The sequence below is a fragment of the Nitratidesulfovibrio liaohensis genome (assembly GCF_011682075.1).
Lineage (GTDB): Bacteria > Desulfobacterota > Desulfovibrionia > Desulfovibrionales > Desulfovibrionaceae > Cupidesulfovibrio > Cupidesulfovibrio liaohensis.
This window is the reverse complement of the sequence record NZ_VSMK01000645.1, coordinates 1-13,347: the sequence shown is the minus strand read 5'-3', so window position 1 is coordinate 13,347 and position 13,347 is coordinate 1. Positions and strand designations below refer to the sequence as shown.

The 13,347-nt window shown below is 66.8% G+C and carries 13 protein-coding genes; 3 read left to right on the top strand and 10 right to left on the bottom strand.

What is annotated here, in order from left to right:
- The 3 genes from FVW27_RS17115 to FVW27_RS17105 all read right to left on the bottom strand — a co-directional run.
- Nucleotides 1-1,196 (bottom strand): toprim domain-containing protein (locus FVW27_RS17115; protein ID WP_243838538.1); only part of this gene is annotated, 1,196 nt, incomplete at its 3' end.
- Nucleotides 1,197-1,387: 191 nt separating this feature from the next.
- Nucleotides 1,388-1,864, bottom strand: coding sequence for a phage regulatory CII family protein (locus FVW27_RS17110; RefSeq protein ID WP_167127477.1), 477 nt, complete (start codon nucleotides 1,862-1,864; stop codon nucleotides 1,388-1,390).
- Entirely contained in the window at nucleotides 1,851-2,180 is a 330-nt protein-coding gene (locus FVW27_RS17105; RefSeq protein ID WP_116306508.1) for a hypothetical protein, read from the bottom strand. Before FVW27_RS17105 ends, FVW27_RS17110 begins: the two co-directional genes overlap by 14 nt.
- A gap of 86 nt (nucleotides 2,181-2,266) precedes the next feature.
- On the opposite strand from FVW27_RS17105, the gene FVW27_RS17100 reads away from it, so the two are divergent.
- The 3 genes from FVW27_RS17100 (at nucleotide 2,267) to FVW27_RS17090 (ending at nucleotide 4,105) form a co-directional block, all read left to right on the top strand.
- Nucleotides 2,267-2,554 (top strand): hypothetical protein, encoded by a 288-nt coding sequence (locus FVW27_RS17100; RefSeq protein WP_167127473.1) that lies wholly within the window; start codon nucleotides 2,267-2,269, stop codon nucleotides 2,552-2,554.
- 93 nt (nucleotides 2,555-2,647) lie between these two features.
- Nucleotides 2,648-2,944 (top strand): hypothetical protein, encoded by a 297-nt coding sequence (locus FVW27_RS17095; protein ID WP_167127470.1) that lies wholly within the window; start codon nucleotides 2,648-2,650, stop codon nucleotides 2,942-2,944.
- Between the two features lie 18 nt (nucleotides 2,945-2,962).
- Nucleotides 2,963-4,105 carry a tyrosine-type recombinase/integrase gene (locus tag FVW27_RS17090; RefSeq protein WP_167127465.1) on the top strand — a complete coding sequence of 381 codons (1,143 nt, stop codon included), beginning with the start codon at nucleotides 2,963-2,965 and terminating at the stop codon, nucleotides 4,103-4,105.
- Between the two features lie 149 nt (nucleotides 4,106-4,254).
- On the opposite strand, the gene FVW27_RS17085 is transcribed toward FVW27_RS17090, so the two are convergent.
- From FVW27_RS17085 to FVW27_RS17055, 7 genes are all read right to left on the bottom strand, one after another.
- Nucleotides 4,255-5,403: a GGDEF domain-containing protein gene (locus FVW27_RS17085; protein WP_167127462.1), complete on the bottom strand. Its 1,149-nt coding sequence runs from the start codon at nucleotides 5,401-5,403 to the stop codon at nucleotides 4,255-4,257.
- A gap of 85 nt (nucleotides 5,404-5,488) precedes the next feature.
- Entirely contained in the window at nucleotides 5,489-6,091 is a 603-nt protein-coding gene (locus FVW27_RS17080; protein ID WP_243838537.1) for a PqiC family protein, read from the bottom strand.
- 104 nt (nucleotides 6,092-6,195) lie between these two features.
- Nucleotides 6,196-7,179: an MlaD family protein gene (locus tag FVW27_RS17075; RefSeq protein WP_167127459.1), complete on the bottom strand. Its 984-nt coding sequence runs from the start codon at nucleotides 7,177-7,179 to the stop codon at nucleotides 6,196-6,198.
- Nucleotides 7,179-8,105, bottom strand: a complete 927-nt coding sequence (locus FVW27_RS17070) for an ABC transporter ATP-binding protein (protein WP_167127456.1) — start codon at nucleotides 8,103-8,105, stop codon at nucleotides 7,179-7,181. The genes FVW27_RS17075 and FVW27_RS17070 overlap by 1 nt, the downstream gene beginning before the upstream one ends.
- A complete protein-coding gene (locus FVW27_RS17065) occupies nucleotides 8,102-9,247 on the bottom strand; it encodes an MlaE family ABC transporter permease (protein ID WP_167127453.1) in 1,146 nt (381 codons plus the stop codon). The genes FVW27_RS17070 and FVW27_RS17065 overlap by 4 nt, the downstream gene beginning before the upstream one ends.
- A 142-nt stretch (nucleotides 9,248-9,389) precedes the next feature.
- Nucleotides 9,390-10,070: a DUF3313 domain-containing protein gene (locus FVW27_RS17060; RefSeq protein ID WP_167127450.1), complete on the bottom strand. Its 681-nt coding sequence runs from the start codon at nucleotides 10,068-10,070 to the stop codon at nucleotides 9,390-9,392.
- An 8-nt stretch (nucleotides 10,071-10,078) separates the two neighbouring features.
- Nucleotides 10,079-13,219 carry an efflux RND transporter permease subunit gene (locus tag FVW27_RS17055; RefSeq protein WP_167127446.1) on the bottom strand — a complete coding sequence of 1,047 codons (3,141 nt, stop codon included), beginning with the start codon at nucleotides 13,217-13,219 and terminating at the stop codon, nucleotides 10,079-10,081.
- Nucleotides 13,220-13,347: the final 128 nt, after the last annotated feature.

Below are 13,347 nucleotides of genomic sequence, written 5' to 3'. Positions count from 1 at the left end.
GGCGGGGGTACCGCGAGGGGGGCGGGCGCGGGGGTATCGGCGCCGGGGTCTGCGCCACCGCCCTGCTCTGGGCCTTCCGATGTACTGGCTGCCGTGCTGGCCGGGGTGGTGGCCACCGCGGCGGTCGGAGCGGTCGGCACCTTGCCCGCGCGCTTGGCCTCCTGCTCCTGCACCACCCACTGCCCTGCCGCCTCGCCCAGCCCCTTCTCGAAATCCGCGCCCAGCTTGATGGAGTACAGCGCGTTCTCGAAGTCCAGAATGAAGGTCATGCGCCGGTTGCGGGTGTAGTAGATGTACGCCTTCTCCTGCACCGTCTCGGCCATGAACAGCCGCCCGTAGTACAGGCGGTCGCGGATGAAGGCGTCGTCTATGCGCCCGGCCCGGTACAGGTCGTCCCAATCGCGGCCATCGGGCAGCATGCACACAAGGGCCATCTCACCCATGGCCTTGAGCGTCTTGTGGTGCGTCTTGCACCACTTGGACCCGGCCTTGTCCGAATCCATGGCCAGCACCCAGCGAATGCGCCGCCCCTTGTGGGCCTGAATGAACGCCGCCGGGAAGTGGTTGCACGAAAAGCAGGCCGCCGCCTTGTGCCCGGAAAGGGCCAGCGCGATGGCGTGAAAGATGCCCTCCACCAGCCACACCCGGTCGCCGTCGTTGATCTGCTGCCCCGGCGGTGTCCACACGTCGCCCTGAAACAGCGTGCCGTCGTCCTTGCGCTTGCCGCCGAAGTGGGCCTTCTGTCCGTCCTTCTTGGTGCGGCCTATCAACCGGTCCCACCAGCGGGTGCGCCCCTCGTCCAGGTAGAAGCGCACCGTGGGCACATAGTCCGTGGTGCCCGGCACCGGCCACGCCGCCTGCTCGTACCAGCCACGAATGCGCGAAAGGTCGAAGCCGCGGTCTAGGCCAAGGTAGGCATCCGCCGTGGCCTGCCGGTTTTCCTCCGTGGGCGGGAAGCGCCGCGCGAAATCCTCGAACAGGTCGGGCAGGGCCTCGCGCGTGGGTTCCTCGAACCCGCACTTGTTCAACCGTTCGCAGCGCAGCATCCACGGCTTCTGCTTGCCCACGTACAGGGTGCGCTTGCCGCAGCTGGGGCACACGCCCCGGCGCAGGTAGTTGGCCTCTTCCTTGAAGTCGAAGCGGTGATCCGAGAGCAGCGCGCGGACTATCTCCGCCGTGCGAATGCCGTTATCCATCGCGGCCTTCCCCCTTCGCCTCCTGATTCCGGGGGCAGCTTGAGCAGTGCGTCCGGTAGATCCACAACATGGTCCCCCGCGAGCCCCGGTAGCGGGGGCATGGCCGCAGGTGCGGGCGCGCCACGGCGGCCTGCTTCAGGGCCTCCACGGTGGCGCAACCCGCTTCCTGCGGGGTTCTGGGGCAGCAGGGGCTAGGCATCGGCCATGCGCTCCATCTGGCGCAGGTCGCCCACAAGGGCCATGCCGCGTTCCAGCACGTCGGCCAGTTCCTTCAGCAGGCGGCGCAGCTCCGTGATCTGCAACCGGTCGTCGGACGCGGCGCGGCAGGCTTCCTCCGCCACGTGGCCAACCTCCGTGAAGAGGTCGGCCACGCGCAGCAGCAGAGAGGCGCAGTCGAGGGTGGCGTGGGGTTGGGGCTGGCCGTCGGGGGTGGCCTTGGCCAGCAGCCAGTGCACCACGGTCAGGTTGCCGACCGCGATGCAGAATTGGGGCAAGTCGGGAAACGAGGGGAAGTACTTCTCGGCGGAGAACACCCGCCGCGCCTGCGGCATGGACCAGCCCATGCGCCTGGCGATTTCGGGAAGGGGCAGGCCGCTCTGCTCCACGGCCAGCTTGAAGGCGTCCACGGCGTCCAGGTGGTGCAGCGGGTAGGCGTCATGCGCTGGCATTGTGCCGCCTCCCAAGTTTGGACACCGACGTGGCACGCGGCGCGGGTTTGGGGCTAGGGGTTTCCGAAGAGGACATGGCCTCCCATGCCGAGCGCAGGTCATCGTCCGTGACCGCGCCCGCCGCGCGGAGCTGCGACAACAGCTCGCGCAGGACGTACAGCTTGCCGGCCAGCACGATGATGCGCCGGGTTGGGGTGTTCGAGGCGCGCCGGGTGCGGCGCAGGCAGCGCGGGATCAGCCCGAGGGCTCGGGCCGTGGCGGAGTAGTTCCCATGCCGCCGGACCATACGACTGAGGAGAAGTTCGGTTGCTTTCATACCCCCTTATTGGGACGATACGTCCCGTCATGTCAAGGACAATATGTCTCAAGACAGTAGGACCGCACGTCCGCTATGTTGAGGCCATGGAAAAAAACCTGCTCTTCGAACGCGCCTTTGTCACTATTGTGGCTGAAATGGTTGAACAAAAAGGCATGAGTCATTCCGATTTCGGACGACGCGTGTTCGGTGAAACCTCCGGCGTGCGCCTTTGGCGCTGGTGCAGATCCGAAGAGAATCGCGGGCGCAGACTCATGCTGGGCGAGGCTCACGCCATGGCAGCAGCCCTCGACACCGACTTCCCCAGCCTGGTCTGGAAAATCAGCAACGAAGCGACCGCGCGCGGATTACTTGAGACGAATCGTCCCAATTAGTCTTGATTCTTGAGACGTATCGTCCTAATTAGGCACCTTTTAGGAGGTGCTTATGTGTCGTCTTTGCTTTTGGACAGAGAAGGAGGGGTAGCCATGGAACCGCTACTCCGCCTGCGAGACGTTGCCGCGCTGCTCGACATCGGACACAAACCGGCTCGCCGGTGGCTGGAAAAATACGGGGTGCCCCTCATTGACCTTGGCCGGGGTCGGGGCCTTGGCCTGCGCTGGGACGCGGCAGACGTGCGCGACGCCATCAGCCGCGCCAAGAGCGGCGGACAAAAGCCCGCACCGCGACAGCATACCGCCACGCGCGGCAAGTCCTTCTTCACGGGCCGCCCGGTCGCGGAGATCCTGAAGGATCTGGAAGACAGCACCATCAACCGGCAGTAGCCCGGCCTTCGACACGCCATGGCCATCCGATTCCGCCCCGACAGGAAAACGCCCTACCTCGTGTATTGGGTGAATCCCCTCACGTCCCGCATCGAAAGCCAGTCGTTCGCCACGGAAAAAGAGGCCGCCGCGCACGACGACAAGATGCGCTGGCGGCTGAAGCACGACCGCGAATCGTTCCACCCGCCCATGGTCCCGGCCATCGGCACCCCCGGCGGGCTGACGTTCGACCAACTCTACGTGCTGTACCTGCGGGAGAAGAAGTTCACCGGGAAGAATGCGGCCACCCAGATGCGCAACCTGAAGGAGTTCTTCACGGCCTTTGGCGCGCGGCCCGTGGCGGAGATCACCAAGGCCGAGGTCAAGGAGATCATGGCCGCCATGAAGGACAGGGACTGCACGCAGGGAACCGTGTACGTGCGCGTGCGCCACTTCCTGGCCGTGCTCAACTGGGCTGCCGAGGAAGAGATCATCCCGCAATCCCCGGTGCCGCACCTGCGCTGCCCGCGCGGCACCACGGAAGTCATCCCGCCGCCCACGACGGAAGAGTTGGAGGCCATCTATCTGGCCGCGCCGCTGCACCTGAAGCGCGCCATGCTCATCTCCGTCACCACCGGGCTGCGCGTGGGGGCCGTCGAGCTGATGGGCATCCGGTGGCCCAGCTTCGACCTGAAGAAAGGCATCCTGCGCATCACCAACGCAAAGAAGGGCAACAGGACTCGCCGGGTAGACCTGACCCGCGACGTGCCGCTGAAGCCCCACATCATCCCCGTCTTCGCACGCTGGCGCGCGGACGATGCCGAACAGAGCCTGGGGCACGACTTCGTGCTGCACTGGCGCGGCAAGCCCATCGCGTCATTCCGGACGGCCTGGGAACGCGCCAAGAAACAGGCAGGCATAACGCGGCGCATCCGGCCCTATGACATGCGCCACTTCTTCATCACGGAGGCCATCTCCGGCGGGGCGGACCTGAAGACTGTGGCCACCCTTGCCGGGCACGCCGACGTGCAAATGATCCTGCGCCATTACCAACACGTTCAGGCCAAACAGAAGCAGGAAGCCGTCGACCTTGTCCCCAACCTGTTCGAGGACGATCTGGTCATATCTTCTGGTCATATCCTGGGGGAAAATATCCACGGTTTTCGCACCGATAACGAATAGCCATTTCCTGCAATTCCAGCTAACTACCCGCATTCATGTAGATTCGTAATCAGCAAGTCGTGAGTTCAAGTCTCATCTCCGGCTCCAGAACAAAAGCAAGGGGTTAGGCATCAGCCTAACCCCTCTTTTCGTGCGCTGTAACTTCGCCGTCAGGTCCCATGCCTCCGATAGACATTGCGGCCACCGCGCTTGGCTTCGTACAGGGCCGCGTCCGCCTCGCCCAGCAGGGCGTCCATATCCTGTGGTCCTGCGGGCACGCGGCAACTGCCGCCCACGCTCACGGTGAACACCACCGCCCTGCCCTCTTCCGCGGCCTGCCGCCCGGCCTGTTCCAGCCCCTGCCGGATGCGCTCGCCAACGAGGTCGGTCACCGCTTCGTCCGCGTCGGGCAGCAGCGCCGCAAACTCCTCGCCACCATAGCGGCAGGCGGCGTCATAGCCACGTACCAGCGTGGGCAGCACCTCGCCGATGCAGCGCAGCACCGCATCCCCCACGGAGTGACCGTGGGTGTCGTTGACCCGCTTGAAGTGATCCACGTCGAAGATCAGCACGCCCACCGGAGTGCCCTTGCGCGCGGCAAGGGCCAACGCCGGTTCGGCGGCGGACAGGAAATGGCGGCGGTTGCGCAGCCCGGTCAGGGCGTCGGTGGTGGCCAGGCGCTGGATGTGCGCCTCGTACCGTTCGCGCACCACCACCACGAACCACACGCACCCGATGAACGCCAGCGCCTGCAACAGCAGCAGGCCGATCATCTCCATGTGCGGCACGGCGGGCATGTCCGCCCCCTCGTGCCGGGCCAGCAGGTACCCGCCCCGCACCAGCGTGAACGCCGCAACGATCAGATAGGTGCCGCCAGCAACGCCATGCAGCCGCCGCGACGTCACGCCACGCGCGGTAAGCAGCAGCACCCCACCGGGCAGGAACAGCATGGCCGCCGCCAGCGTCTGCACGAAAGTCTGCACTTCAAAGGCTCGGTCGGCCACGGCCACGGCCAACAACGCATGCAACGCCACCACCCCCGCCAGCAGGGGCCACAGCTTCGTCGGCCAGCCAGTGCGTACCCGCACGATGGCCAGCGCCTCGAATCCCAGTCCCACCAGCAGCAGAAACCGGTACGGCGGCATCACGTCCGACGCCGCCGTGGCCAGGCCGAAGCCCAGCCAACCCGCGGCCTGCATGCCCTTGCCCAGCGCCAGCAGGCGCAAGTCGTGCCCGTCGCCATCCAGATGGCCGTGCACCAGCAGCAGCGCCACGGTGACGGCGCACAACACGCAAAGTGCCATGGACAGGGAGGCCATGGGTCATCCCCCTGGGGTTGGCGTCATACCCGCCCCTCGGGGCGGTTCGTCAGGGCAAGGAGGCGCGGTTCCGGTCCGGAATGCATCAGGGCCTGTGCAGCACCTCGCGCACGGCGGTCGCCACGGAGTCCGCCAGTGCGGTCGCCAGCGCCCCATGCGCCGCTACCAGGGCGGCATGGTCGGCTCCGGCGGCGCGGCGTTCCACCATCCTGCCCCGGCGTAGCGTGGCTCCGGAACGGTCCAGCAGTGCCCACCAGGCGTCCAGCACCACCGTGCCGCCAAGGCTGCCGTCCAGCCGGTTCACGTCCACGGTCACGCGAATGTCGGCGTCCTCGGCCTTGCCCCCCGGAAATACCTGCACCCGGCCCCCACCCAACGCGTGAGAGATGCCTTCGGCCAGCACGCGGGGCAGGCTTTCGGCCAGCGGTTCGGCCCAGCGGTCGAATTCCGCCAGCCCCAGTCGCACCCCGTCACCCTCGCGGGTGACGATCTGCGGGCGGTCCAGATACGAAGGCACGCTGACAGGCCCCACCGCCACGCGCGCTCCCAGTGTTCCGGATGCGTCGGATCCGGCAGTTGCGCTGCCGCCCTGGCCACCTGGCGGAGGCGCAAGCAGGTAGAACCGCGTGGCGGCGCTGCTGCCTGCACAACCCGACAGCAGCAGGCACGCCAGCAGCAGGACGGCCATGCCAAACATGCCTATACGTGCACGGGGCGTGGTGGACACGGCTGGAAAGCCGGAACGGAATGCGGGGCGAAATACGCGGCATTGGCGATGCACGGCGGCGTTCATCAGCGATAGTCTCCTTTGCCTCGCAGCAAGGCCTCGGGGTGGCGTTCCAGATACTCGGCAAGCGCCCGCAGGGACCGGGCGGCGGCGCCCATCTCGCGCAGGGCCTGCTGCACTTCGGTCATGGTGCGCGAATCGTCGCGGATGGTGGTGTGTGCGGCGGCAAGCGCCGCCTCCGCCCGCGCGGACGCGGCGGCCAGCGATTTCAGCGTCTGGGTGGCCTGGGCCAGGGTGTCCGGCAGTTGCCGGTCCAACTTGTCGGCCAGCGCCCCATAGCGTTGCGCCGCCCCGGTCACGGACTGCCCAAGCGGGACCACCTGGGCGTTCACGGATGCGGCCAACTGGCGCACTTCCCTCAACGTGTCGTTCAGGTTGGCTGCCGTATCCGCCACCACCGGCGAGTTCACCAGCCTGTTCAGCCCCGACACCGCCTCGTTCAACTGCGCCATGATGCTTTCGATGGGCAGGTTCTGGAGCGTGCGGGTCAGTTCCTCCATGGGCGAGGGCAGCGTGGGTATTTCACGCAGGGAACCGTCGCCGCGCAGCACCAGCGGGCTGCCTGGCTCGAAATCGACCTCGATCATCAACTGCCCGGTGACGAAGCTCTGCAACGCCAGCCGCGCCCGCATGCCCTTTTCAACCAGCAGGTCCATCACCTTGCCGTCCGCCTGCCGCTTTGCCACGGTGCCGTCCTTCATGTTCAGGATGCGCTCCGGTTCGAACTCGATGAACACCGGAATGAAGAATTCCAGGGTATCCGGGTCGTGGAGCAGCCGGATTTCGGTCACGCTGCCGATGGGCACCCCCCGGAAGACCACAGGGGCGCCGATGTTCAGCCCGCGCACCGATCCCTTGAAGTAGAGCACCAACTGGGGCCGGTCCTTCATGAACCTGCCGGAGCCGAACAGCAGCACCGCCGCCGCCAGCAGCGCCAGCGCCCCCAACACGAACGCGCCGAGCATGGCCTTGTTGGCTTCGCGCGCCATTACCGTTCCTCCTTGCCGCAGGGTGATGCATCCGGCCCGATTCCGGCTTTGTCCGTCGAGCCCGTTTCTTCCTGTCCGTCCGGGGGCATCCCGGACGGTGGCGTTGCCCCCGTCACGGGTCCGGGCCTGCGTGCCGCGCCCATGGACGATTCGCCACGGGTCAGGAAGCGCACGGCCTTGGGGTCGCGCGCCTCGCGCAGGATGTCGTTGGGATTGCCGCTGGCGGTCATGGTGCGCGTTTCCACGTCCAGGAACACCGAATTGGTGCCGATGGCGAAAATGGACGCCAGTTCGTGCGTGACCACCACGATGGTGGTGCCCAGGCTTTCGCGCAGTTCCAGGATCAGGTCGTCCAGCAACCGGGCGCTCACCGGGTCCAGCCCCGCCGAAGGCTCGTCGAAAAAGACGATCTCCGGGTCCAGCGCAAGCGCCCGGGCCAGTCCGGCGCGCTTGCGCATGCCGCCGCTGATCTCCGAAGGGTAGAACCGTTCGAAGCCCGCCAGCCCCACCAGGGCCAGCTTGAAGGCCACGATGTCGGCGATCTCGGCGCGGGTGAGCCTGGTGTACTGTTCCAGCGGCAGGGCCACGTTCTCGGCCAAGGTCATGGAACTCCACAGCGCACCGCTCTGGTACAGGATGCCCGCGCGGCGCATCACCGCATCGCGCACGGCTGGCGTACCGCCCCAGAAGTCGGTGCCGCCGTAATGCACGGTGCCGGAGGCGGGCTGCTTCAACCCCACCAGCACCTTGAGCAGGGTGGACTTGCCGCAGCCGCTGCCACCCATGATGATGAAGATGTCGCCGCGCCGGATGTCGAAATTCAACTCGCGCATGAGCGCGAACGTACCGTACGACACGGTCAGGTCGCGCACCCGGATGTGCGGCGCGGGGGGCTGGAGGGCGGAAGGTTGCGAGGTCTGGTTCATAGGCCCAGCACCTCGCAGGCCACAGTGATGAACGCAGTGCACACTATGATGGATACGATGCCGCTGACCACCGCCGCCGTGGTGGCCGCGCCCACCGCCGAGGCGCTGCGTCCGCAGCGCATGCCGTGGTAGCAGCCGCACAGCGCCACCACCACGCCGAATACCGCCCCGTGGGTGATGCCGATCCACACGTTGGCCAGCGACAGCGCCTCGCTCGTGGCGTTCAGGTATTCCATGGGGTTCAGGTCCAGCATGAACACCCCCACGATGAACCCGCCCGCCATGCCCATGAGGTCTGCGTAGACGGTCAACAGCGGCAGCATCACCACCAGGGCCAGCAGGCGCGGCAGCACCAGCTGTTCCACCGGGCGCAGGCCCATGGTGGCCAGTGCGTCCACCTCCTCGTTGACCTGCATGGTGCCCAGGATGGCCGCATAGGAGGCCCCGGTGCGCCCGGCCATGGTGATACCGGTCATGATGGCCCCCATCACCCGCACCATGGCGATGGCCACCAGACTGGCCACGTAGATCTGCGCGCCGAACACCCGCAATTGCACCGCGCCCACGAAGGCCAGGATGAGCCCCACCAGCAGGCTGATCAGCGAGACGATGGGCAGCGCGGCGGAACCGCTTTCGGACATGAACTGCAGCAGGTCGCTCCGCCGCATGTCCGCCTTGCCGCGCGCAAGCCGGGACAGGGCAAAGGCCACCTCGCCGATGAAGTCCAGGGTGGACCCCACCGGTTTGGGCAGGGCCAGCACCGCTTCACCGATGCGCTCCAGCAGGCCCGGCCGGGTATCGCCACGGGCGGCCCCGGCACGCTCCGGTACGGCAAAGGACAGGTCCACCAGCCGGGTCAGTCCGGCGGGCAGGTCGCTGGTGTCCACGGAAAGGTTGCGTTCACGGCAGGCGCGGACAACCCCGGCCACGAAAATGGCCAGACTGCTGTCCCAGTCGCCCAACCCCTCCGCCACCAGGATCACGGCCGTAACACCCGGCTCGCGCAGCCGCGCCATGGCCGATGTCCGGGCCGCGCCCTCCGTCGGGACGGCCAGGTTCCATGCGCCGCCCACGGCCAGGCGCAGGCTGGTTGCCCCCTGCGGTCCGGAACTGGTGACGGTAAGTGTGGCGGAGTGTGTCATGCGATGTCCGGTATGCGTTGCGGCAGATCGGCAGTTGGAGCACGAGGACTGCGTGTTGTTCGAGCGTGGCGGGCAGGCGCGGACGGCCCTGCCTGCCGTCCGCGCGTTCATTGGTCACGCCGCCACCGTCGTCCCCGCGAACCTACGGGCGCAGGTTGCCCGCCTTGAATTCCGCCAGGCGCTTGCCCAGCAACTTCGCCCAGTATTCGCAGGCGTCCTTGGCATCCTGCATGGAGCCGCGCAAGGGGGCCTTGGTGCCGCTGCGGCGGTCCACCGCCGCGGCCAATTGGGCACCGCTGCCGCCGTCCAGCAGTTCCATTTCCATGGCCGCCTCACCAGTGCCGATGTGCTCGCCACCCACAGCCCGACTGGCGCCGGACACCGCGATGCCTATGGGCACGATGGAGGTCAGCGTGCCGCTTACCGGCTCGCCGGGCACGATGTCGGTCAAGGCGGCGCGCAGCACCAGCACGCGCGGTCCGGGTTCGGCCACCACGCGGTAACTCTTGCCAGCCTCGCGCACCAGGGCGTCGCCGAAGAAGGTCAGCACTTCGTCCAGTTCCTTGGCGTCCACGCCCTTGAAAGGCGCGTCGGGCTTGATCCAGGCCTTGGGACGGTCGATGACCACGGCGTCATAGTCCTTGGCGTTGATGCCGGACTTGATCCAGATCAGCCCGGCCTGGTCTTCGCGCCCCTTCTTCAGCTTGCCGTAATCCCTGAGGAAACCCGACGGTTCCGCTTCCATCTTGTGGGCTGCGCAACCGGTGACCACAAGCAGCAGGGCAAGGGCGATACACGACATGATGCGGGACGGGACGGTCATGACTCCTCCTAGTGGGTATTGTCGGGTTGCGCCTTGGGGCTCGGCGGGGTGCCGCGTTCGCTCAGGCGTTGGATGACGGTGAAGAAAACCGGCACGAACATGACGGCGAGGAAGGTGGAGGCCAGCATGCCCCCGAACACCGCCGTGCCCAGCGCCCGCTGGCTGGCGGAGCCCGCGCCCGAGGCGGTGAGCAACGGCACCACGCCCAGGATGAACGCAAACGAGGTCATCAGGATGGGCCGCAGCCGGGCGCGGGCGCCTTCCACGGCAGCCTCGGGGATGGACATGCCCTTGTGCATGCGCAATTCGCGGGCGAATTCCACGATGAGGATGGCGTTCTTGCTGGCCAGCGCGATAAGCAGCACAATGCCGATCTGGGTATAGACGTTGTTGTCCATGCCGCGCGCGGCCACGGCAATGCAGGTGCCCAAAAGCGCCAGCGGCACCACCAGGATGATGGCCGCCGGGGCCGACCAGCTTTCGTACTGGGCGGCCAGCACCAGGAACACCAGCAGCACCGCCAGCCCGAACACCGCGAAGGCCTCGTTGCCGGTGGCCTTTTCCTGATAGGCCATGGTGGTCCACTCGAAGCCCATGGTGGACGGCAGGGTACGCTTGGCCATGTCTTCCATCAGGCTCAGCGCCTGCCCGGAACTGAAGCCCGGCGCGGCGGCGCCCAGCAGCGAGGCGGCAGGGTACAGGTTGTAGCGGGTCACCACGTCGGGCCCCACCACGTCGCGCACGCCGGTCACGGCACCCAGTGGCACCATGTGGCCATCGGCGTTGCGCACCTCCAGTTGCCCGATGTCCCCGGCCTCCAGCCTGAAGCGGCTGTCGGCCTGTACGCGCACCTGATACGCCTTGCCGAACTTGTTGAAGTCGTTGACGTACGACGAGCCAAGATAGGCCTGCATGGTGCTGAACACGTCGCTCAGCTGCACCCCGTGGTCCTTGACCTTGGTGCGGTCCACGTCCACGTACAACTGCGGAGTGCGGGCGGTGTAGGTGGTGGCCACGCCCGAAAGGCCCGACTGGCCCCGGCCCGCCCCCATCATTTCGTAGGCGGCGTTCTCCAGCGCCTGCGCCCCCGTGGCGGCACGGTCCTGGACCATCATCTCGAAGCCGCCAGCCTGCCCCAGCCCCTGGATGGGCGGCGGGGTGACCACCAGGATCATGCCTTCCAGAATGGCGGCCGTCTTGCGGCGCAGGTCGGCCACCAGCTTGTCCTGCGTCAGGTCGCCCCGCTCGGACCAGTCCTTGTACATGACGAAGACCGTGGCCGAGTTGGGGGTGTTGGCGTTGTTCAGAATGGACATGCCGCCGAAGGTGATCCAGTTGGCCACGCCCGGCGTTTCGGCAAGGATGGCGTCGAGCTTGGTGGTCACCTCTCGGGTGCGCGACTGCGACGCCGCGCCCGGCAACTGCACTGCCACCAGCGCGTAGCCCTGGTCCTCGTCAGGCAGAAAGCCCGTGGGCAGCGAAGAGAAGAACCAGAAGGTGATCGAAATCAGCCCCACGAAGACCAGCATGGTGATCCAGGCATGGTGCACCATGGTCTTCAACAGCACGACGAAGAAGCGCTCCACCGCGTCGTAGACCTTGTTGAAGCCCCGATAGAAGGCGTTGCGCCCCGGCACGATGGGCTTCAGGAACAGGGCACACTGGGCAGGGGTCATGGTGGCGGCCAGCAGCGCGCTGACCAGCGCCGTGGAGGCGATGACCAGCGCGAACTGGCGGTACAGCTGCCCGGTAATGCCCGACATGAACGACGCGGGAAGGAACACGCACGACAACACCAGCGTGATGCCTATGATGGGGCCGAACAGTTGCACCATGGCCTTTACGGTGGCGTCGCGCGCCGAATCGCCGTGCTCCATGTGGTGCGCCGCCCCTTCCACCACGATGATGGCGTCATCCACCACAATGCCGATGGCCAGGATGATGCCGAACAGGGTGACCAGGTTCACCGAGAAGCCCAGGGCCATCATGGCCATGAACCCGCCCAGGATGGTGATGGGCACCACGGTGGCGGGCACCAGCGTGGCCCGCCAGTCCTGCAGGAAGATCAGGATCACCGCCAGCACCAGCACGGCCGCCTCGAACAGGGTGTGGTACACCTGCTCGATGGCCGCCTCGACGAAGCGGGTGGTGTCGTAGGGAATATCCCAGGCCACGCCGGGCGGGAATTCCTTGCCCAGGCGCTGCATGGCGGCGGTGACCTTTCCGGCCACGTCCAGTGCGTTGGCCCCCGGCAACTGATAGATGATCACCAGCGAGGCGGGCTTGCCGCTCTTCTGGGCGAACAGGTCGTAGGTCTGCCCGCCCAGTTCCACGCGGGCCACGTCCCGCACCCGGACGGTGCGCCCGGTGGGGCCGCCCGTGGCCGTGCGTATGATGATGTCCTCGAATTCCGAGACCTCTGAAAGCCGCCCCTGCGTCTGCACGGTGAACTGAAAGTTCTGGGTTTCCGGCGCGGGCTGCGCGCCGATCTGCCCGGCGGCCACCTGCACGTTCTGCTCGCTGATGGCGTTGACCACGTCCTTGGTGGTCAGGCCCAGGCTTTTCAGGCGCGGGGCATCCAGCCACACGCGCATGGAATAGCTGGCCGCGCCGAACACCATGGCCTCGCCCACGCCGGGAATGCGCGCCAGTTCGTCGCGCACGCGCAGCGATGCGAAGTTGCTCAGGAACAGATCGTCATAACTGCCGTCGGGCGAGGTCAGCGTAACCACCTGCAGGATGGCGGTGGACTTCTTCTTCACCGTCACGCCCTGGCGCTTCACCTCGTCGGGCAGACGGGGCATGGCCACGTTGACGCGGTTCTGGACCAGCACCGTGGCCATGTCGATGTCGGTACCCAGTGCGAAGGTGACGGTAAGTGTGTAGGTGCCGTCGTTGGCGCTCTTGGAGGACATGTACAGCATGTCCTCGACGCCGTTGACCTCCTGCTCTATGGGCGCGCCCACCACGTCGGCCAGCACCAGCGAGTTGGAGCCGGGGTAGATGGCCTTCACCTCCACCGTGGGCGGGGTGATGTCCGGGTACTGCGAAATGGGCAGCATGATCAGCGACACGACGCCGATGAGAATCAGCACGATGCCGATGACGTTGGAGAGGATGGGGCGGTCGATGAAGAACTTGGCGAACATGGCGGCCTCGCAGGTGGGAATGTGGTGCCGCTAGCCGGCGGGTTTGGCGGCGGGCTTGCCGTCTCCCTTGCCGCCTTGGCCCGCGCCGGGGGCCGCCGCGTCTGCCGCCACCGGGTCCACCGGACTGC

What these genes read in the sequence shown, in the direction of transcription:
- FVW27_RS17100 (WP_167127473.1), top strand. Translation starts at nt 2,267, where the DNA reads ATGGAAAAAAACCTGCTCTTCGAACGCGCCTTTGTCACTATTGTGGCT.
- FVW27_RS17085 (WP_167127462.1), bottom strand. Translation starts at nt 5,403, where the DNA reads ATGGCCTCCCTGTCCATGGCACTTTGCGTGTTGTGCGCCGTCACCGTG.
- FVW27_RS17065 (WP_167127453.1), bottom strand. Translation starts at nt 9,247, where the DNA reads ATGACACACTCCGCCACACTTACCGTCACCAGTTCCGGACCGCAGGGG.
- FVW27_RS17075 (WP_167127459.1), bottom strand. Translation starts at nt 7,179, where the DNA reads ATGGCGCGCGAAGCCAACAAGGCCATGCTCGGCGCGTTCGTGTTGGGG.
- FVW27_RS17080 (WP_243838537.1), bottom strand. Translation starts at nt 6,091, where the DNA reads ATGGCCGTCCTGCTGCTGGCGTGCCTGCTGCTGTCGGGTTGTGCAGGC.
- FVW27_RS17105 (WP_116306508.1), bottom strand. Translation starts at nt 2,180, where the DNA reads ATGAAAGCAACCGAACTTCTCCTCAGTCGTATGGTCCGGCGGCATGGG.
- FVW27_RS17090 (WP_167127465.1), top strand. Translation starts at nt 2,963, where the DNA reads ATGGCCATCCGATTCCGCCCCGACAGGAAAACGCCCTACCTCGTGTAT.
- FVW27_RS17055 (WP_167127446.1), bottom strand. Translation starts at nt 13,219, where the DNA reads ATGTTCGCCAAGTTCTTCATCGACCGCCCCATCCTCTCCAACGTCATC.
- FVW27_RS17110 (WP_167127477.1), bottom strand. Translation starts at nt 1,864, where the DNA reads ATGCCAGCGCATGACGCCTACCCGCTGCACCACCTGGACGCCGTGGAC.
- FVW27_RS17070 (WP_167127456.1), bottom strand. Translation starts at nt 8,105, where the DNA reads ATGAACCAGACCTCGCAACCTTCCGCCCTCCAGCCCCCCGCGCCGCAC.
- FVW27_RS17095 (WP_167127470.1), top strand. Translation starts at nt 2,648, where the DNA reads ATGGAACCGCTACTCCGCCTGCGAGACGTTGCCGCGCTGCTCGACATC.
- FVW27_RS17060 (WP_167127450.1), bottom strand. Translation starts at nt 10,070, where the DNA reads ATGACCGTCCCGTCCCGCATCATGTCGTGTATCGCCCTTGCCCTGCTG.